General features: G+C 62.7%; 15 protein-coding genes and 1 pseudogene. 5 read left to right on the top strand and 11 right to left on the bottom strand.

The genetic code is table 11. The annotated features are described in order from the left end of the window. The first annotated feature begins 6 nt into the window (after window positions 1-6). Window positions 7-2,769: a winged helix-turn-helix domain-containing protein gene (locus QF043_RS17200; RefSeq protein WP_307419479.1), complete on the top strand. Its 2,763-nt coding sequence runs from the start codon at window positions 7-9 to the stop codon at window positions 2,767-2,769. Here the strand turns inward: QF043_RS17200 and QF043_RS17205 are convergent. Next, window positions 2,716-4,155 (bottom strand): winged helix-turn-helix domain-containing protein, encoded by a 1,440-nt coding sequence (locus QF043_RS17205; RefSeq protein WP_307419481.1) that lies wholly within the window; start codon window positions 4,153-4,155, stop codon window positions 2,716-2,718. The two genes, QF043_RS17200 and QF043_RS17205, sit on opposite strands and share 54 nt — an antisense overlap. 147 nt (window positions 4,156-4,302) lie before the next feature. After that, on the bottom strand, window positions 4,303-5,253 hold the full coding sequence (locus tag QF043_RS17210) for a GlxA family transcriptional regulator (RefSeq protein ID WP_307419482.1): 951 nt from the start codon (window positions 5,251-5,253) through the stop codon (window positions 4,303-4,305). A gap of 179 nt (window positions 5,254-5,432) precedes the next feature. On the opposite strand from QF043_RS17210, the gene QF043_RS17215 reads away from it, so the two are divergent. Beyond that, window positions 5,433-6,155 carry a pirin family protein gene (locus tag QF043_RS17215; RefSeq protein WP_307419483.1) on the top strand — a complete coding sequence of 241 codons (723 nt, stop codon included), beginning with the start codon at window positions 5,433-5,435 and terminating at the stop codon, window positions 6,153-6,155. A 121-nt stretch (window positions 6,156-6,276) separates the two neighbouring features. On the opposite strand, the gene QF043_RS30805 is transcribed toward QF043_RS17215, so the two are convergent. Beyond that, entirely contained in the window at window positions 6,277-6,720 is a 444-nt protein-coding gene (locus QF043_RS30805) for a hypothetical protein (RefSeq protein WP_373460706.1), read from the bottom strand. A 318-nt stretch (window positions 6,721-7,038) separates the two neighbouring features. Next, the gene (locus tag QF043_RS17225) at window positions 7,039-8,037 is read right to left on the bottom strand and encodes a quinone oxidoreductase (RefSeq protein ID WP_307419485.1); all 999 of its coding nucleotides are present in this window, start codon (window positions 8,035-8,037) and stop codon (window positions 7,039-7,041) included. Window positions 8,038-8,139: 102 nt separating this feature from the next. Between QF043_RS17225 and QF043_RS17230 the strand changes: the two genes are divergently transcribed. Next, on the top strand, window positions 8,140-9,003 hold the full coding sequence (locus tag QF043_RS17230; RefSeq protein ID WP_307419486.1) for a LysR family transcriptional regulator: 864 nt from the start codon (window positions 8,140-8,142) through the stop codon (window positions 9,001-9,003). Between the two features lies 1 nt (window position 9,004). Here the strand turns inward: QF043_RS17230 and QF043_RS17235 are convergent, their stop codons facing one another. Beyond that, window positions 9,005-9,961 (bottom strand): GlxA family transcriptional regulator, encoded by a 957-nt coding sequence (locus tag QF043_RS17235; RefSeq protein WP_307419487.1) that lies wholly within the window; start codon window positions 9,959-9,961, stop codon window positions 9,005-9,007. A gap of 106 nt (window positions 9,962-10,067) precedes the next feature. On the opposite strand from QF043_RS17235, the gene QF043_RS17240 reads away from it, so the two are divergent. Next, window positions 10,068-10,610 carry an acyl-CoA thioesterase gene (locus QF043_RS17240; RefSeq protein WP_307419488.1) on the top strand — a complete coding sequence of 181 codons (543 nt, stop codon included), beginning with the start codon at window positions 10,068-10,070 and terminating at the stop codon, window positions 10,608-10,610. Between the two features lie 404 nt (window positions 10,611-11,014). Here QF043_RS17240 and QF043_RS17245 read toward each other — a convergent pair whose 3' ends face one another. From QF043_RS17245 to QF043_RS17265, 5 genes and pseudogenes are all read right to left on the bottom strand, one after another. Next, window positions 11,015-11,233 (bottom strand): hypothetical protein, encoded by a 219-nt coding sequence (locus QF043_RS17245; protein ID WP_307419490.1) that lies wholly within the window; start codon window positions 11,231-11,233, stop codon window positions 11,015-11,017. A gap of 258 nt (window positions 11,234-11,491) precedes the next feature. Further along, a complete protein-coding gene (locus QF043_RS17250; RefSeq protein ID WP_307419491.1) occupies window positions 11,492-12,280 on the bottom strand; it encodes an ABC transporter ATP-binding protein in 789 nt (262 codons plus the stop codon). Beyond that, window positions 12,274-13,263 (bottom strand): ABC transporter permease, encoded by a 990-nt coding sequence (locus tag QF043_RS17255; RefSeq protein ID WP_307419492.1) that lies wholly within the window; start codon window positions 13,261-13,263, stop codon window positions 12,274-12,276. Before QF043_RS17255 ends, QF043_RS17250 begins: the two co-directional genes overlap by 7 nt. Then, window positions 13,250-14,308, bottom strand: a complete 1,059-nt coding sequence (locus QF043_RS17260) for an ABC transporter substrate-binding protein (protein WP_307419494.1) — start codon at window positions 14,306-14,308, stop codon at window positions 13,250-13,252. The genes QF043_RS17255 and QF043_RS17260 overlap by 14 nt, the downstream gene beginning before the upstream one ends. Window positions 14,309-14,471: 163 nt before the next feature. Further along, a pseudogene (locus tag QF043_RS17265) lies at window positions 14,472-15,804 on the bottom strand (LLM class flavin-dependent oxidoreductase). A 195-nt stretch (window positions 15,805-15,999) separates the two neighbouring features. Here QF043_RS17265 and QF043_RS17270 point away from each other — a divergent pair. Then, window positions 16,000-16,944: an aliphatic sulfonate ABC transporter substrate-binding protein gene (locus QF043_RS17270; RefSeq protein WP_307419495.1), complete on the top strand. Its 945-nt coding sequence runs from the start codon at window positions 16,000-16,002 to the stop codon at window positions 16,942-16,944. Window positions 16,945-17,070: 126 nt separating this feature from the next. Here the strand turns inward: QF043_RS17270 and QF043_RS17275 are convergent, their stop codons facing one another. Beyond that, entirely contained in the window at window positions 17,071-18,546 is a 1,476-nt protein-coding gene (locus tag QF043_RS17275; RefSeq protein WP_307419496.1) for an FGGY family carbohydrate kinase, read from the bottom strand. Window positions 18,547-18,549 lie beyond the last annotated feature (3 nt).

Below are 18,549 nucleotides of genomic sequence, written 5' to 3' on the forward strand. Positions count from 1 at the left end.
GCCAGCATGAGTGACCTCAGCGACCAGGCCGTGCATTTCGGTCCCTACCGTGTCCACCCGCGCCAACGCCTGGTGCTGGAGGCTGGCCGCCCTTTGCGGCTGGGCCGGCCCGCGATAGAAATCTTGCTGATCTTGCTGGAACACGCCGGCAATGTGGTGAGCAAGCAGGAACTGATCACGCGGGTATGGCCCAAAACGGTAGTCGAAGACGGCAACCTGCGTGTGCATGTGGCTGCGTTGCGCAAGGCTCTGGGCGATGGTCAGGCCGGGCAGCGCTATATCGTCACCGTCGCCCAGCGCGGTTACAGCTTTGTCGCCCCTCTGAGCATCGAACCGATGACCACAGCCATCGACGGTATTCCCCACAACCAGGGCCATAACCTGCCGCTGCGCCGTACGCGGATGATCGGCCGCCAGGTATTGATCGACGCGCTGGTGCAGCAACTGCCGCAGCAACGCTTCATCACCCTGACCGGCGCAGGCGGCATCGGCAAGACCACCGTGGCGCTGCGCGTGGCGGAATTATTGATCGGCCATTACCGCGACGGCATTCGCCTGCTGGATCTGGCGGCGCTCAGCACGCCGTCGATGATCCTGCCCAACCTGGCCGCCCTGCTCGACCTCGCCCCCAGCGAACATGAGCCACTGCTGAGCCTGGCCCGCAACCTGCACGCACGACAGTTGCTGCTGGTGATCGACAATTGCGAACACCTGCTGGACGACATCGCCCTGATCAGCGAAACCCTGCTGCGCCACGCGCCACAGCTGCACATTCTGGCCACCAGCCGCGAAGCCCTGCGCGCCGAGGGAGAGTATGTGCAGCGCCTGGAGCCGCTGGCCTGCCCACCCGCCACCGGCAACCGCGCTCAGGCCCTCGGCTACCCGGCGTTGCAACTGCTGATCGAACGCGCCATGTCGCACCAGGACAGTTTTGAGCTCAGCGAGGCAGAGCTGCCCCTGGCGATTGATATCTGCAAGCGCCTGGACGGCATTCCCCTGGCAATCGAATTGGTCGCCACGCAGATCGAGCGTTTCGGCTTGCCGGGCTTGCTGGTGCAAATGGAAGACAACCTGCGCCTGCTTAACCGCGGCCGGCGCAGCGACCTGCCCCGTCAGCAAACCTTGCGCGCCACGCTGGATTGGAGTTTTGACCTGCTCACCACCTGCGAACAGATTTGCCTGCGCCGCCTCGCGGTGTTTCGCGGCGGGTTCAGCCTGGCGAGCGCGGCGGCGGTAATCGCCGGGGAGCAGATCGTACCGGCCGAAGTGCTGGGCTCGATCAGCCAGCTGGTGGCCAAGTCGCTGCTCAACGTCGAGGCCGGCGATGATGAAATGGTCTATCGTCTGCTGGATATCACCCGTAGCTATGCCCTGGAAAAGCTCGCCCTCGCGGCAGAACTCGACAGCACACGCGAGCGCCATGCCGCGCGCTGTCTGGCGCTGATGGACCAGGCGCAGGAGGACTGGGAACTCACCCCCACCGAGCTGTGGATCAACCGTTATGCACCGTTGCGCGAGGACATCCGCGCCGCCCTCGACTGGGGCTTGGGCGAACACGGCGCGCACCTGCTGGGCATTCGCCTGACGGTCAGCGCCATGCCCCTGTGGCAAGAGTTGTCGCTGCTGCGCGAACATGGGCTGTACGTAAACCAGGCCCTGGCGCTGATGCTGCAATCGGACGCGCCCTGCACGCAGCTGACCATGCAACTGCAACTGGCACTGGGCAGCCTGTCCTATCACGCCCTGGGCGGCGCGCCGCAGACCATCGCTGCATTCGTGGCGGCCCGGCGCCTGGCTGAGGCGCTCCAGGACAATGGGGGCCAGTTGCGCGCCATCTCCGGGCACATGGCGGTCAACCTGTGTGCCGGCCACTACCATGAGGCGCTGCAACAGAGCATACAGTTCGACCGCCTCGACCCGCGCACCGATCCGCTGCTGGACTTGAGTGCCCAACGCTTACGGGTACTGGCCCAGCATTACGCGGGCGACCAGGTCCTGGCCCTGCACAATGCCGAACAAGTGCTGCAGCGCATGGCCCACAGCGGCCATCTCAACCGTTTCACCCATGGCTTTGGCGTGCAATACGACCAGAGCGTGGCGTCGCTGACGGTACTGGCGCGCATCCTGTGGCTGCGCGGGTTTCCTGAGCGGGCCGCGCGAACGGCAAGCCAGGCGCTGGCGTTGGCGTTGCAGATCAACCACGGCACCTCGATCTGCTACACCCTGGCCCTGGCCGGCGTACCGATTGCCCACTACAACGGTGACAGCGACGCGGCGCACACGCTGCTGGCGCTGTTGCTGGAACACGCACAGAAACATTCGGCGCAGTTGTTCCATACCTGGGCGCGGCACTACGAGGGCACCGCGCCCCATGAGGCATTGCAAGGCCTGGGGCTGGTTCAGGACATACGGGTGACCTTCAATGCCACGCAGGTAGATGACAGGGTATTTGAGCGCGCCAGAAACGGCGCGGCCGGTTGGTGCACGGCCGAGATTCTCAGGGTGCGCGCCGAGGCCCTGCCCGATCTGCGCACGCGCGAATCGCTGCTGCAGGAAGCATTGGGCATGGCGCACGAACAAGGCGCACTGGCCTGGGAGCTGCGCTGCGCGACCTCGCTGGCCCGCCTGTGGCAAAGCCAGGGCCGTGTGCGGGAGGCACGTGAGCGGTTGAATTCGGTCTATGGGCAATTTACCGAAGGCTTTGCCACCCAGGATCTAGTCCGCGTGCGCAGCCTGCTCGACCAGTTGCAAGACAAACGGCCGGCCTGAAAATGGCCCCAGGTAATGCTCATAGCCCTGCTGCAAACGCGCCACCTGCAACGGGTCGCGCAGTTGCGCCAGGGCGTAGCTGCGCACACTGTTGAGCAGGCGATAGCGCCGCGGGCCGGGGCCGGGCTCGACCGCCAGGGCGGACGTCGCGGTCAGACGTGCCAGCAGGTAAGCCAGGTCGGCATGCGCAAGTTCAGTACCGGCCACCAGTTCGGTCAAGGCCGGCAACGTCACCGCGCTTTTGATCAACGCCAATTGCAGGAACAGCCAACGCTGCGGCAGGCTCAGGCGTTGATACGTCCAATCCAGCGCTGCCGTCAGCGATTGATGGCGCTCGACCGCCGTGCGTCGGCCCCGTCTCAACACCTGTACGCCTTTGTGTAACTGCTTTTGCAACCCGCGTACTCCCAGGACTTCAACCTGGGCCGCCGCCAGTTCCAGAGCCAGCGGGATGCCGTCCAGGCGCCGGCAGATATCGCGCAACGGCGCCAGGTCCTGAGACCGCACGACAAATCCCTGCTGACCGGCACACGCCCGTGCCACGAACAATTGCAGGGCGGGATACCTCATGGCCTGCTCGACACTGCCCCAGTCAGTCGGCGTCGGCAACGCCAGCCGGGGCACGTGTTGCACCCATTCGCCGGGCACCTGCAAGGCTTCGCGGCTGGTCAGCAGCACGCTCACCTGTGGCGCTCTGGCTTGCAGCGTATGCACCAGGTGGCGGCAGGCACCCAGCAACAGATCGGCACCGTCGAGCACCAGCAGCAGTTGCCGGGCGGCCAATTGCTCGCACAGCGCATGGGCGCTGTCACAGGGTTGCAGGTGCAGGGTTTCGGTCAGAGAGTCGAGCAACCGGGTCGGCGCCTGCACAGTTGCCAGGTCCAGCCACCACACGCCATCGCGGTAACGCGGCAACACCCGTTCGGCCAGGGCCAGCGCCACGCTGCTCTTGCCGATTCCGGCGCAACCGGTGAGCATCATCAGCCGTTGGCCGCCCAGGCGTCGCACCAGGCTGCCCAGCAGTTCGTCGCGGCCGATCACCGGGCTGAGCCGTGCGGCCAGATTGTGCCGAGGCTGCGGTGCCGGTGACGGCGCCACGCAACAGTAGCCGCGTTGCGGCTCATTGAGGATATAGCGTTGTCCGTCCAGCGCACGACGCAGGGCGGCGATGTGCACGCGCAAATTATTGTCTTCCACCACGCTGTTCGGCCAGACCCGGCCGATCAAGGTGTCCTTGCTGACAAATTGCCCCGGCGCCTCCAACAGCACCGCGAGGATATCCAGCGCACGCCCACCCAATGGCACCGGCAGCCCGGTCTTGCTGACCAGGCGTTGATCGCGATGAAAGGTATAGGGGCCGAAGCTCACCGTGTGTGCATGGTTCATCTGCTGTCAGCGCTGGAACACCCGGCCTTGGGCGTCTGCGCCTCCTTTCTAGGGGCCTGGGGCTATCTTGCCAGCTATGCGTGACAGGACAATGCTGGCACAGGGAGCGACACGGACAATCAGGGCAGCCAGACGGACATTCCGGCGTCAACTGAACTGCTGTCGGTACTGCGTGGGGTTAAGGCCGAGTTTTTCACTGAACAGAAAGCGCATATGTCGCACGCTGCCGAAGCCTGCGCGGAAAGCCACGGTCTTGAGCGGCAGGTCAGTGCTTTCCAGCAGGTGCCGGGCACGGTCGATGCGTGCGCCTTGCACAAAGGCCATGGGCGTCATCCCCACCTCTTTAGCGAACAGCCGCGCAAAATGGCGCGCGCTCATGCCCGCCAGCGCAGCCATGGACACGATGCTCAATGGCTGGTCCAACTGCGCCAGCACCTGGTTCTGCACGCGGGTGATCGGGGTTTCCAGCGGCGCGACGGCGGCAGTCATCGGGCTGAACTGCGCCTGACCACCCTGGCGTTTCATCACCACCAGCAACACCTTGGCGACGTCGACCGCCACCTGTCGGCCATGGTCCTGGGCGATGATCGACAGCGCCAGGTCGATGCCGGCAGTGACCCCGCCAGAGGTAATCAAGCGGCCATCCTGCAAGTAAATGCGGTCGGTCTCGACGATGGCCTTGGGAAAGCCTTTGATCAGGCGGTCGGTGTAGTGCCAGTGCGTGGTGACGCGGTGGCCGTCGAGCAGCCCGGCGTGCCCCAGCACAAAGGCGCCAGTGCAGATCGAACCGAAGCGCCGTGCCCGTGGCGCTGCGGCCCGAAGCCACGGCAGCAAAGCCGGATGGCATTCGTTATAAGCGCCAGGCCCGCCGGGCACCAATAGAAGGTCGTAAGCCTCGTCGGCAGCGTCCAGTGGCAGGTCGGCAAGCATGTGCACGCCATTGGAGGCGCGCAGCGGGCCGGGCTCAGTGCCGATCGTCAGGATCCGATAATGCTCCGCCGCCGGCAGGTAGCGGTTGGCTATGGAAAACACCTCCAGCGGCCCGGCCATATCGAGCAGCAGGAAGTCTGGAAACAGCACCATGGCCACGGTTTTCATGAAGAGCAAGTCCATCGTAACGGGAGTCGGGACGGCATTATGGCACGCCCACACTGTCAACTAAAATGCGACATTAATTCAATTTTCAGCTTATTAATGAATCCATGGAAAACCATTAACCTTCTTCTCAACGCAAGCGCCCTGCATTTCGCAGCCTGCGCTCACTAGAGGACAAGATCATGCTGACCCTTCGCAAAGCCTCGGAACGCGGCGCCGCCAATCACGGTTGGTTGAAGTCGTTCCACACCTTCTCGTTCGCCAACTACTGGGATCCCAAGGAGCAGGGTTTTTCCGACCTGCTGGTGATCAACGATGACCGCGTCGCCGCCGGCAAGGGCTTCGGCCAGCACCCGCACCGCGACATGGAGATTTTCTCCTATGTGCTCGAAGGCGCCCTGGAACACAAGGACACCCTGGGCACCGGCTCGGTGATCCGCCCTGGTGACGTGCAACTGATGAGCGCCGGCAGCGGCGTGGCCCACAGCGAGTTCAACCACAGCCAGAGCCATGGCGTGCACTTTCTGCAGATCTGGATTGTGCCGAATGTGGTCGGCGCCGAACCGCGCTACCAGCAGGAGCACTTCAGCGCGGCGCAGAAACGCGGGCGCTTGCAGTTGATCATCTCGCCGGAAGGCAGCGATGGCTCGCTCAAGGTTCGCCAGGATGCACGGGTGTATGCCGGGCTGTTCAACGGCGACGAAGCCACGACCCTGGACGTGCCGGCGGACCGCCATGTGTACGTGCATGTGGCCCGTGGCAGCGTCGAACTCAATGGCCAACGCTTGCAGGAAGGCGACGGCGCACGGCTGCGCAATGAACGGCAGATCCGCCTGAGCCAGGGCGAAGACGCCGAGGTGCTGGTGTTTGACCTGCGCCCTCAGGAACTGCCGCAGATGCCTTGAGCGCCTGCACGATGGCCCGCCAAAACGGGCCATCGCTGGCGTCGATAGTCACCATCAGCGCAATGAAGTTCTCTTAAAAAATCCAACGCGTACCATCAAACCCATACCCGGCAACACCCAACTACAACTCTCGGAGCACACCACCATGAAACGCCAACTCTTGCTTAGCCTCGCTTTCTCGGTACTGGCTGCCAACGCTTTTGCCCACCCGGTTGTCGCTGAAGGCGGCGCGGATCGCCTGCAAGGCAGCCACGTAGCCGAAAATGGTGCTGACCGCCTGCAGGAACGCCGTATAGCCGAAGGTGGCGCTGATCGCCTGCAGGAACGTGGCCTGGCTGAAGGCGGTGCGGATCGCTTGCAGGAACGCGGCCTGGCTGAAGGCGGTGCTGATCGTCTGCAGGAACGTGGCCTGGCTGAAGGCGGTGCTGATCGTCTGCAGGAACGCGGCCTGGCTGAAGGTGGTGCTGACCGTTTGCAGGAACGTGGCCTGGCTGAAGGCGGTGCTGATCGTCTGCAGGAACGCGGCCTGGCTGAAGGTGGTTCGGATCGTCTGCAGAGCAACCACGTATAACCCTCGCGGTTGGCGAGGCACCCCAAACCGGCCTGATCAGCCGGTTTTTTTTCGCCTGCGATCTGGCCATGTAGCCACCCAACTTCTGGCTAACACAGTACCTGTGGCGAGCAGGCTTGCCCTGCGTTGGGGCGCGCAGCGGCCCTGAAACCTGAACACGCGGTTTAACTGAAAAATCGCATTAGCCGCACTGGGGCCGCTTCGCAGCCCAACGCAGGGCAAGCCTGCTCGCCACAATAAGCTTGCTAGCCACAACAAACCCACTCACCCCAACAAACCTACTCACACCATCAAGCCTGCTCACCCCACCAATCAGCGCAAGTCGCGGTCCACCCACAACACCGCCTTGCCGATCTGCTGGCGTGCCTCGATGCGTGCGTGCACCTGTTGCACCGTCTCCAGGCGGTAATGGCCCTCGATCTCGACGCTCAACGCCCCTTCCAGCATCGCCGCGAACACCGCATTGGCACGCCGCTGCACAGTCGCCCCGTCGGCCATATGGTCGGCCAGCCGTGGTCGGGTCAACAACAGCGAGCCCGCCTCGCCCAATTCAATCGGGTCCAGGTCAGTCAGCGAACCCGACACGTTGCCATAATTGACGATCAAACCCCGCGTGCGGCAAGCGCGGAAACTCTCGCGCAAGGTGGTTTTGCCGAGTGAATCAAACACCACATCCACTCCGCGCCCATCGGTGGCTTGCAGCACCTGATCGGCAAAGCCGTCATAGGTCCAGGCCTGGTGGGCGCCGCGTTGCCGGGCAATCGCGCATTTTTCGGCACTGCTGCCGGTGGTGAACACCGTCGCGCCCAACTGCCGTGCCATCTGCACCAGCAACTGGCCGATGCTGCCGGACGCCGCGTGAATCAGGCAGCTGCTGCCGGCCTGCAAGCGTGCCACGTCCTCAACCAGGTAGTGCGCGGTGCAACCCTGAAACATCGCCGCTGCGGCCTGATCGAAGCGGATCGCCGTGGGGATCTGCGCAACTTTATCGGCGGGCACGTTGGCATATTCGGCATAGGCGCCCCAGGCAATGCACCAGGCCACCCGGTCGCCCACGGCCAAATGCTTCACGCCGGGGCCAACTTCAACCACCACACCGGCGCCTTCCATGCCCAAGGTGCAGGGCAACCGCACCGGGTAAGTCATCGACGCAGCGTATTTGCCTTGGCGCGTATGAATATCCATGAAATTGATCCCGGCGCAGGCCACCTTGACCAGCACATGCCCCGCCGTGACCTGGGGTTTGGCCACATCATGGCGCAGTTGGGCGACATCGGGGCCGCCGTAGGTTTGCAGGGTGATGGCTTTCATCAGGGAACAACTCCGTTTGCACTGGGAAGCGGCCATGGTAAAAGGGATTATTCGGTTGGAATATTCCCCAATCTTTCCCAGTCTCTGTGCGGAAATAACCCGATGTTCGACTGGCAGGACCTCTACTACTTCACCGTGCTGGCGCGCACCCAGTCACTGTCGGCCGCCGCCCGCGAGTTGCAGGTGGAGCACGCCACCGTCGGGCGCCGGGTCGATGCGCTGGAAAAGGCCCTGGGCGTAAAACTGGTGGACCGCCTGCCCCGCAGCCGCCCGCTCACGGCGCAAGGCCTGGCCTTGGCGCAAGTGGCGGCGAGCATGGGCGACATGGCCACGCAGGTGATGCGCCTGTCGCGCGTGGCCTCCATCGAACTGGCCGGCACAGTGCGCGTCAGCTGCCCGCCCTCCATCGCCAATCACTGCATTGCCCCTCAGCTCGCGCGGTTACGCGCCCATTACCCGCAGCTGAATCTGGTGCTGATGCCGTCCACTCAACTGGCTGCGCTGGACAAGGGCGAAGCCGACATCGCCTTGCGCACCGTGCGCCCCGACGAAGCAGCCTTGGTGCGGCGCAAAGTCGGGGTGGTGCGCTTCGGCTTGTACGCCGCGCCTGCGCTCGAACATTTGCCGGCGGCGCAATGGACCTTCATCGCCTACGACCCCAGCCGCGATCACCTGCCCCAGCAAGCGTGGCTGCACCAACTGCGCGGCCCGCGCCCCGTGGTGTTTGCCGCCAGCGAGTTGATCACCCAGCAAATGGCCGCCCGCGCACAGGTCGGCGCAGTGGTACTGCCCACCCTGGTGGGCGATACCGACCCGCTGTTGATGCGGTTGCCCACGCCCAGCGACGGCCCGGCGCGTGATATCTGGCTGACGGTCTACCCGGATATGCGCCGCTCTGCGTCGGTGAAAGTGGTGATGGAGTTTCTGGTGGAATGCATTGAAGCGCAGGCGCAGCTACGCCGCTGATTCAGGCCGTGGTGAGGAATTTTTTGCGATACGCCGCCGGCAGCATCCCCACGCGCTGCTGGAACAGGCGGCGAAATGAATTACTGTCTTCATACCCCACCGCGTAGGTGATGCTTTCGAGGGTCATGCGCGTGGACTCCAGCATCTGCTTGGCCCGCTCCAGGCGCAGGGTTTGCACATAGCCCACGGGCGTATAGCCGGTTGCTTCCTTGAAACGCCGCTTGAAATTGCGCACACCAAAGCCAAAACGCCGCGCCACGTCGTCAATCACCAACGCCTGGGCAAAGTGCTGCTCCAGCCAATGCTGCACCCGCAGAATCTCGCCATCGCCGTGGTTCTTGGGCAACGACCACAGGGCGTACACCGACTGCTCGGTACGCACGCCGTCGATCAGCAGGTATTTGCCACAGGTATGCGCAAGCTCTGGTGAACCGAAGCGGCGGATCAGGTGCAGCATCAGGTCCATCGCCGCGCTGGCACCACCGCTGGTGATCACGCGGTTTTCTTCACACAGGATCTGCGCGTCCTCCAGGGTCACGTCGGGGTAACGGCGCCGGAACAGCTCGGCAAACGCCCAGTGGGTGGTAGCGCGCAAGCCTTGCAACAGGCCGCTTTCGGCCAGCAAAAAAGCTGCGGTGCACATCGATGCCAGCACCGCGCCCTGGGCATATTGCTCGCGCAACCACGGGCCGTAGGCAGGAAAGGTGGGCAAGGCCTGCTTGAGGGTAAACAGGAAACCGGGGATCAGGACCAAGTCGGTGCGGCGCACCTGCGCCGCCGCGCACGCCACCTGCATGCACTGCCCGCTCCAAGTGGTGACGGGCTGGCCGTCCAGGGAGACCACCACAACCTCAAAAGGTGGGCTGTCGGCAAACAGATTGGCGGCGCTGAGCATTTCCAGGACCAGGGTGGCGTTGGCGGCAGAACAATCATCGGCCAGGAGCAAGGTAATGTGCATAAAAAACCTGTTTGCGCTTTTCGCATGTAATAAGTCATTTGCGCACCTACCTTAGTCGATTCCGGCTCCGTACAGTGCGGCTTCTGATCAACTGCCTGGCACGTGTATGAATCTCTGGTTTCGATTGCTGTTTATGTTGTTCCGTCGTCCCTGGCGCAAGCCCGTGCAGGCGTTGGACACCACGGTGGTGCGCATGCGCGTGTGGCCGCTCGATCTGGATATCAACCGGCATGTCACCAATGGCCGGTATTTCACCCTGGCAGACGTTGCGCGGATGGATTTTGTGCTGCGTACCGGCGCTTTCCGTGTGGCCCTGCGCAACAAGGCGCTGCCCGTCGTGGGCGACACCTGGGGCAAGTTCCGCCGCGAGCTGAAGCTGTTCGAAGTGTTCGAGGTACACACCCGCATGCTCGGCTGGGACCATAAATGGAGCCTGATGGAGCACCGTTTTGTCAGCCGGGGCCGAGTGGTGGGCGTGGTGGTGATGCGCGGGCTGTTCCGCTGCGCCAACGGCACCCTGCCCCCGGCCGACTTTGTGCGCGAACTCGGCTTGGCCGAAACGTCACCGCCCATGCCGCAGTGGCTGAGTGACTGGGCAAAAAGTTGTGATGACATGAGCGTGCAGTTGCGGGCCGAGGAGCAGGTTTAAGCGCACCTAGGCCTTGGATGCGAGCTTCTTCAGGTTGGCTTCGGCGTCATCCCTGGCCAGGTGGAGTGCCGACGAAATTCATCCCAGTGCAACTACCGACTTTTGTCGTCGACCGCTTTGTAGAGGCCCGCCAGCTCGAAAACTTCCAAGCCGTATTGCTTTGGCAGATCTGCGAAATCGTATGGATTCTCGCCATCGCTGAAACTCAATTTTCGAAAACGGGTTTGATCCTTACGCATGGGGTTGGCAGTGTCAAAATCTATGCAGTCAGCAACTGCATCGGTGCGACTGTGGCGTTGCGGGACGCAGAGCGTCCCTAGCGGCATTCCCACGCAAAGCATGGGAATGCTCAATAAATGAATAGTTGTTTTTGAAGGTTAGGCTCTACACCCCATCAAATGGTCTTAGGGTTTCGATACACATAAGATCTTGCTCGCTTCAACACCGGATATTTTGGCCATCTTTTGTTGGGCATCGGCCTGATTAACAGCCCCAATTTCCGTGTATGTTCCCTGGCCCGGAAGATGGCACCGATAAACAGAACCTGCGGCATAAACTTCAGAGGCAAGCAAAATCAGAATAGCGGCTGAGCAACCTGCAAATTCTCTGATAGAGATATTCATGACCCTTTTCCTTGTTAAGCAATGGGTCTCCATCCTGGCTTATCGAGCACTTCAAAATAACTGTCAAATCTGACAGTTATTTATACGATTTCGGCATTCACTTAATTCCAATCCGACACCTGCAAGAAACGGCGCCCATATTCTGCAAATGCCGGTGGTTTGCGGGTTGATGGACCAGTAGCTGGGTCAGCCGCAAGCAGGCTTGGCTGAACCTGCCCGACGCCGCAGGCGTTCGCCCAGGCGCTGTTTGGATGAGTGCTACCAGCTCTCCCCCAACCCCAACAACCCCAGAATCTGCCGGCGTAAATCCACCAGATAAGCATCATCGCGATGCCGAGGGTACGGCCGATCAATGCTCAACTGCGCCTGGATCTTCGCCGGGCGGTCGCTGAACACGATCACTCGGTTGGCCAGCAGCAGGGCTTCTTCCACGTCGTGAGTCACCAGCAGCGCCGTGTAGCCCTGACGCTGCCACAGGTCGATAAGCTCCTTTTGCATGGTGATGCGCGTCAGCGAGTCCAGCTTGCCCAGGGGTTCATCCAGGATCAGCAGCCGTGGCTGGTTGACCAACGCACGGGCCAATGCCACGCGCTGGGCCATGCCGCCGGAAAGTTGCCGAGGGTAGGCGCGCGCGAAGGCGCTGAGGCCGACTTTCTCCAGGGCTTGATCGACCTTGGCCGAATGGGTCTTGAGCAGGCCCTGGGCTTCCAAACCCAGCGCCACGTTGTCCCATACGCGGCGCCACGGGTACAGGGTCGGGTCCTGGAACACCACTACGCGGCTTGGGTCCGGGCCGGTGATGGCGTGCCCATCGGCGAGCAAACGGCCGGAGTCAGCCGGTTCCAACCCGGCCACCAGGCGCAGCAAAGTGGATTTTCCGCAGCCCGAAGGGCCCAGCAACGCCACCAACTCACCGGGCGCCACCTCCAGGGAAACCCGCTCCAATACCGGCAAATGCTGGCCGTCCAGGGCAAAGCCATGGCTGAGGTTTTCAATCCGCAGCGCCAGCCCTGCCGAAGGCTGTACTGCCTGTGCCAGCGCTACCATTTCATCGCTCCTTTCTGCCAGGCCAACAAGCGGTCACGCACCAGGAACAACCCGGTGATCAGCCCCGAACACGCCAGCGCCATGATCAACAAGGCCGCGTACATATTCGCGTAGGCGGCCCAGCCCTGGGCCCACTGCAAGTACCAGCCGATGCCGGATTTAACCCCCATCATTTCCGCCACCACCAAGGTCGAAAACGAGGCGCCCAAGCCCATGAACAAGCCGACAAACACGTGGGGCAACGCGGCGGGAATCGCTACTTTGAAAATCAGGAAGCCCGGCCTGGCACCCAAAGTGCGCGCCACGTCGTAATAAGCTTTATCGACACTCGCCACACCGGACCAGGTCAGCACCGTGACCGGAAACCAGGTGGCCAGCGCGATCAGGAACACGCTCGCGCTCCAACTACTGGGGAACAGGAAAAAACACAGTGGCAGCAATGCCGTCGACGGCACCGGCCCGAGGATGCGCAGCACCGGGTGCAACCAATAGCCGATGCGCGTGGACCAGCCGATGGAGACGCCCGCGACAAACCCGGTGGCAGCGCCCAACGCCACGCCCGAACCCAGCAGCAAGGCCGAATGCAGCAGGCTGTCGGCCAGGCGCGCATAGTCTTCGATATACACCGCGAGCAAGGCCTGGGGCGGCGCAAAAAACGGCACCGGCAGCAGCGCCAGCTTGGCGGTGAGCAGCTCCCAGATACCCAGCAACACGGGCAAGGCAATCAGCCAAGGCCCGGCGCTTTTCAGGCGCTGGCCGAGCCGCGAAAAACGCCGGCCCAGCACGCTCAACACAATGAACAGCGCAGCCACCGCCACGCACACATTGGCCAGCCCTTGGGTCATTGGCCAATTGCGTACGGCATTGGGCCAATAGCTGATCAACAGCGCCACGGCCACCCAGGCAGCCACCACCGTTGCGCCCTGCCAGCCGGCCTTGAAGGCCAGGCTTGGGTTCAGGGTGGTTGCATCAACTGAAGACATCAGCAGTGATCTCCTTGGCGAATTCCACCGGGTCGGTGCCCTTGCTGATCACCTCGACGGTTTTCAGGTCGGTGACATAGGTGGTGATTTCCTGCGTCAATGCCGCGCCGACCGCATGGTGACCGTGGGTGTGGTCGTGCAGGATCGCCTGCACTTCTTCTGTCGTGGTATTGAGCGCATAGGCCTGGAAGCCCTTGGCGACCTCTTCGGGGTGCTGCACGGAATAATCATGGGCCTCCAGAATCGCCTGGGTCAGCGCCGCGACCACGCGCTTGTCTTCACGGACCAGCTTGCCGGTGACGCCGACCACGCAGCAGCTGAGGTTGGCGTATTCCTCTACCAGGTTGGTGGACAATTCCCGCGCCACGCCGGACTTGATCAGGCGGTACATGAACGGGTCACTGCCGCTGACCGCCTGCACTTCGCCACGCTCCAGCGCGGTGCCCAGCAGGTCGGCCGGGTACAGGCGCCATTCGACGTCGCGCACCGGGTCGACGCCGTGCTTTTTCAGCAGGATCGAGAAGAAATTGCGGTCGGGGCTGGCCATGTCGGTGACGCCGATGGCCTTGCCCTTGAGGTCTTCGAGCTTATTCACGCCACCGTTCGCGACACTCAGCAAGCGCAGGCAACCGCCGTGGGTGCCGGCCGTGAGCTTGACGTCAAAGCCTTGTTCCAGCGCCTTGAGCCAGCGCAGCGCCATGCCGATGCCGGCATCCGCCTTGCCGGTGGCGATGGCTTCGAGCAGCACTTCGGTGGAATTGCCGAAGTTGACCAGCTCCACATCGAGGTTGTGCTTGGTGAAAAAGCCCTGGCCGTGGGCGATCACCACCGGCGCCAGGCACACGGCGTTGAGGTTGACTGCCAGTTTGAGCTTACGCGGCGCATCAAGGCGGATGAACTCGCCGGTGCCGGCTGGTTCCGCAGGCGTGCCGTGCCCGGCGTGCTCGTCGGCCGCAAAGCCAAGGTTTGGCAGCGCCAGGCCGGCCAGGGAGATACCGGCCATGCCAAGCAAGTGGCGACGGGTCAAGTGATCGAAAGCAGCCATGCGCAATTCCCTTTCTAAATTGATATACCCAATAAAAAACACCGCCGCCCTAATGTGGGAGCTGGCTTGCCTGCGATAGCGCAGTGTCAGTCAACAACGATGCAAACTGACCCACCGCTATCGCAGGCAAGCCAGCTCCCACATTCAGTGCATTTCAGTGCATTCAGTGTGCGAGTTCCGCCAGACCGAGGTGCTCACGCAGCGTCGAGCCTTCGTACGCGGTGCGGAACAGGCCCTTGCGCTGCAAGTGCGGAATCACGCTCTCGACAAATTCGGTGAACGAGCCCGGCAAGTACCCCGGCGAAATCACAAAGCCGTCGCAACCGCCTTGCTCGAACAGCTCGGCCAATTGGTCGGCGATCTGCGCGCCGGTGCCCACCAGTTGCGGCACGCGCACGCTGCTGGCGAAGATCCGGCCAAGCTGTTCCAGGCTCAGCTCAGAGCCTTGCATCAGCAGCTTTTCAGCGGCCGCCGCGTGGATCAGCGGCGACTGCGCCACCTCGGCCAAGGTGGCCGACAACGGAAACGGCGACAGGTCCACATTCAATTGCGAAGCCAGTGTCACCAGCCCCAGCTCCGGCCGCGCCAGGGCGTTGTGCTGGTCGCGCTTGGCGCGGGCTTCGGCTTCGCTGCCGCCAATAAATGGCATCACCGCCGTGAGTATTTTGCAGCTGTCGGCGGCGCGGCCTTGTTGCACCACCTGGGCGCGCACGTCATCGCGAAAGGCCCGCATGGCCGCCAGGTGCGGGTGAATGGTAAAAATCGCCTCGGCCCACCGTGCGCCAAAGCGCCGACCCCGCCCGGACGAACCGGCCTGGATCAGCACCGGCCGGCCCTGGGGCGAGCGCGGGATATTCAGCGGGCCTTCGACCCGGAACCACTCGCCCTGGTGTTGCACAGAGGTAATCAATGCCGGGTCGGCGAGCACGCCGCTTTCGCGGTCGAGCTTGAGCGCGTCCTTGCCCCAGCTGTTCCAGAGTTTGAGCGCGACCTCGACAAACTCATCGGCACGGTCATAGCGCAGGTCATGCTCCAGGTGCTTGGCCTTGCCAAACAGGCGCCCTTCGCTGTCATTCATCGAGGTGACGATATTCCACGCCGCGCGGCCCTTGGAGAGGTGGTCCAAGGTGGCAAATTCGCGGGCGATGTGCGCCGGTTCGTAATAGGTGGTGGAACGCGTCGCGCCCAGCCCAAGCCGGGTGGTCTGGCCGACCAGGTACGACAGAATCGGCAACGGGTCCAGGCGCGTGGCGTCCTGGGCGCCATAGCGCAATGCAAACTCACGGGAGCCGCCCATCTGGTCGCCCACGGCCAGGCGATCGGCGAAGAACAGGAAGTCGAACAGGCCTTCTTCCACGACCTTGGCGATGCGCGTGTAGTACTCGGGGTCGAGGTAATTGCCGACGGTTTGCGGGTGGCGCCACACCGCATGGCTGTGCACCACCGGGCCGCTTAATAGGAAAGGCTGACAAATGGATCTGACGGCGTGTGGTCATAAAGCGTCTTCGCGGGAAAATTCGCTTTTGATTATATTAATCACGCAAGATTATGAAAGAATCATATAACTCTATGGTTATGCCCGATTGGTCGGATGTTGCAAAAAGCGCCCTAAGCTCAGATCGAAAGAGTATTTATCGAATGCTTTTCATAACTTTAAGCTTGGCGCTATTTCGCTGAAGATCGAGCGCGCCATGCCTATTCGTCGTCCCCTCGCCGTGGTTATCGGGTTATTGGTTTTTTCCGTCGCGGTAAGTGCCGCGGCCAAGGAAACCGTACGCATTGGTTACCAGAAATCCTCGACCCTGATCACCTTGCTGAAAACCCAGGGCACCCTGGAAAAAGCCCTCAAGGCCGACAATATTGACGTGAGCTGGCACGAATTCCCCAGCGGCCTGCCGCTGCTTGAAGCGCTGAATGTGGGCAACGTGGACATCAGCGCCGACGTGGCCGACACCGTGCCGATCTTCGCCCAGGCGGCGCAGGCCAAACTCACCTACTTCGCCCAGGAAGCGCCCTCGCCATCGGCCCAGGCCATCGTGGTGCGCAAGGACTCGCCGATCCAGCAGCTGGCGGATTTGAAAGGCAAGAAAATCGCCGTGACCAAAGCGGCCGGCACCCACTATCTGTTGATCGCTGCCTTGGCTAAAGCCGGCCTGGCGTTTTCGGACATTGAGCCGGCTTATCTGTCGCCAGCCGATGGTCGCGCGGCGTTCGAAAACAACAAGGTGGATGCCTGGGTGACCTGGGAACCCTTCCTCACCAGCGTGCAGCGACAATTGCCGACACGCACACTGGCCGATGGTGCAGGCCTTGCCAGCTACAAGCGCTACTACCTGACCGGCACGCCGTACGCCAAGGCGCACCCCGAGGTCTTGAAGGTGGTGTATGAGCAATTGGAAAAAGCCGGCCAGTGGGTGAAAACCCACCCGCAGGACGCGGCCAAAGTGCTCGGCCCGCTGTGGGGCAACCTGGATGTGGCCACGGTGCAAGCCGCCAATGCGCACCGCAGCTATCAGGTGCAGCCGGTGACGGTGGAGCAGTTGGGTGAGCAGCAGAAGATTGCGGATGCGTTCTTCAAGGCGGGGTTGTTGCCCAAGGCGGTGGATGCCAGGGATGTGGATACCTGGAAGCCGTGATGTCGAGCATGGTCTGAATGTGGGAGCGGGCTTGCTCGCGAATGCGGTGTATCAGTGACAGATGAATCAACTGACCCACCGCATTCGCGAGCAAGCCCGCTCCCACAGTTTGATCTCGATCGGTCTTTAGAGCAGGGTGCGAGCCAGGGCTTTTTTCCAGTCGGCGTAACGCGCTGACATCTGCCCATCCTCCTGCGGCTCAAACCGCTCACGCTGACGCTCCAGTGCTGCCAGCGCCTCGTCACTGGCCCAAATCCCGAGCGCCCTGCCCGCCAGGTGCGCCGCACCGAGTGCCGAGACTTCCGGTGACAAACTGCGCACCACCGGGCGTTGCAGCAGGTTGGCCAGAAACTGCATCAACCAGCGGTTACGCGTGGCGCCGCCGTCCACCCAAAGCTCCTTGAGCGGGCTGCCGATGTCCTGCTGCATCGCCTCGAACACATCACGAATCTGATAGCCGATGGACTCCAGCGAGGCCCGCACCAGATGCGCACCGGTCGTGGCTTCGCTCAGGCCGCAAATAAGCCCACGCGCATCGGCTTGCCAATGCGGCGCACCCAGCCCGGACAGCGCCGGCACGAAGTACACGCCGCCATTGTCCGGCAACTGCGCGGCCTGCTCGGCCAGGGCATCCAGGGATTCGCCTGCCACCAGCCGCGAGGCCCATTGCACGGCGGCGCCGGTGTGCACGATGTTGCCTTCCATGCCGAACGTGGGTTTAGCGCCGTCATGCCAGGCCAGGGTGGTTGAGAGGCCATGGGTGGAAGCAATCGCGCCGCTCATGGGCGTCATCAGGGATGAACCGGTGCCGAGGGTGGCCTTGACCAGCCCCGGTACAAAGCCGCCCTGCCCATACAACGCGGCATGGGAGTCGCCGATCATCGCCATGATCGGGATACCTGCGGGCAAACCACCGGCTGCGACGGTCTCGGCGAAAAAACCGGCGCTGGGTTGGATCGGCGCCAGGGCCGCCAGCGGAATGCCGAACAGGTCCAGCAAAACCGGGTCCCAGGCGCAGGTGTGCAGGTTGAACAGTTGCGTGCGCGCCGCGTTGGAATAGTCGGTGGCAAATACCTGGCCGCCGCTGAGTTGCCACAACAGCCAGCTATCGACGGTACCCAGGCAGATTTCACCGGCAGCGGCGCGGGCATGGCCGTTGTCCAGGTGGTCGAGAATCCAGCGAAATTTGCCTGCCGAGAACATCGGGTCCAGGGCCAGGCCGGTTTTTTCAAGAATGACGGCTTCGTGGCCCTGGGCGTGCAGTTGCGTGCACAACGCCGTGGAGCGTCGGCATTGCCAACTGATGCACGGCGACAGCGGCTCGCCGGTCGCCCGGTCCCACGCCACCACGGATTCGCGCTGATTGCTGATGGCAAGCGCCGTAATCGGGCGACTGACCTGCGCCACACAGTCGTCAATCGCCGCCAGGGTGTTCTGCCAGATCAGCAGCGGGTCCTGTTCGGAAAACCCAGGGCTGGGATGGCTGATACTCAGTGGCCGCGAACCCCGCGCAATCACCTGCCCGAGTTCATTGACCAGCACTGCCTTGGCATTGCTGGTGCCTTCATCTATCGCCAGGATCAGCGGTTTATTGTCAGTCATTGA

It is taken from the genome of Pseudomonas sp. W3I7, from assembly GCF_030816095.1.
Lineage (GTDB): Bacteria > Pseudomonadota > Gammaproteobacteria > Pseudomonadales > Pseudomonadaceae > Aquipseudomonas > Aquipseudomonas salomonii.

Coding starts and splice junctions, on each gene's coding strand:
- QF043_RS17230 (WP_307419486.1), top strand. CDS start 8,140: ATGTTCGACTGGCAGGACCTCTACTACTTCACCGTGCTGGCGCGCACC.
- QF043_RS17260 (WP_307419494.1), bottom strand. CDS start 14,308: ATGGCTGCTTTCGATCACTTGACCCGTCGCCACTTGCTTGGCATGGCC.
- QF043_RS17205 (WP_307419481.1), bottom strand. CDS start 4,155: ATGAACCATGCACACACGGTGAGCTTCGGCCCCTATACCTTTCATCGC.
- QF043_RS17200 (WP_307419479.1), top strand. CDS start 7: ATGAGTGACCTCAGCGACCAGGCCGTGCATTTCGGTCCCTACCGTGTC.
- QF043_RS17255 (WP_307419492.1), bottom strand. CDS start 13,263: ATGTCTTCAGTTGATGCAACCACCCTGAACCCAAGCCTGGCCTTCAAG.
- QF043_RS17225 (WP_307419485.1), bottom strand. CDS start 8,037: ATGAAAGCCATCACCCTGCAAACCTACGGCGGCCCCGATGTCGCCCAA.
- QF043_RS17210 (WP_307419482.1), bottom strand. CDS start 5,253: ATGAAAACCGTGGCCATGGTGCTGTTTCCAGACTTCCTGCTGCTCGAT.
- QF043_RS17275 (WP_307419496.1), bottom strand. CDS start 18,546: ATGACTGACAATAAACCGCTGATCCTGGCGATAGATGAAGGCACCAGC.
- QF043_RS17240 (WP_307419488.1), top strand. CDS start 10,068: ATGAATCTCTGGTTTCGATTGCTGTTTATGTTGTTCCGTCGTCCCTGG.
- QF043_RS17250 (WP_307419491.1), bottom strand. CDS start 12,280: ATGGTAGCGCTGGCACAGGCAGTACAGCCTTCGGCAGGGCTGGCGCTG.
- QF043_RS17215 (WP_307419483.1), top strand. CDS start 5,433: ATGCTGACCCTTCGCAAAGCCTCGGAACGCGGCGCCGCCAATCACGGT.
- QF043_RS17245 (WP_307419490.1), bottom strand. CDS start 11,233: ATGAATATCTCTATCAGAGAATTTGCAGGTTGCTCAGCCGCTATTCTG.
- QF043_RS17235 (WP_307419487.1), bottom strand. CDS start 9,961: ATGCACATTACCTTGCTCCTGGCCGATGATTGTTCTGCCGCCAACGCC.
- QF043_RS17270 (WP_307419495.1), top strand. CDS start 16,000: ATGCCTATTCGTCGTCCCCTCGCCGTGGTTATCGGGTTATTGGTTTTT.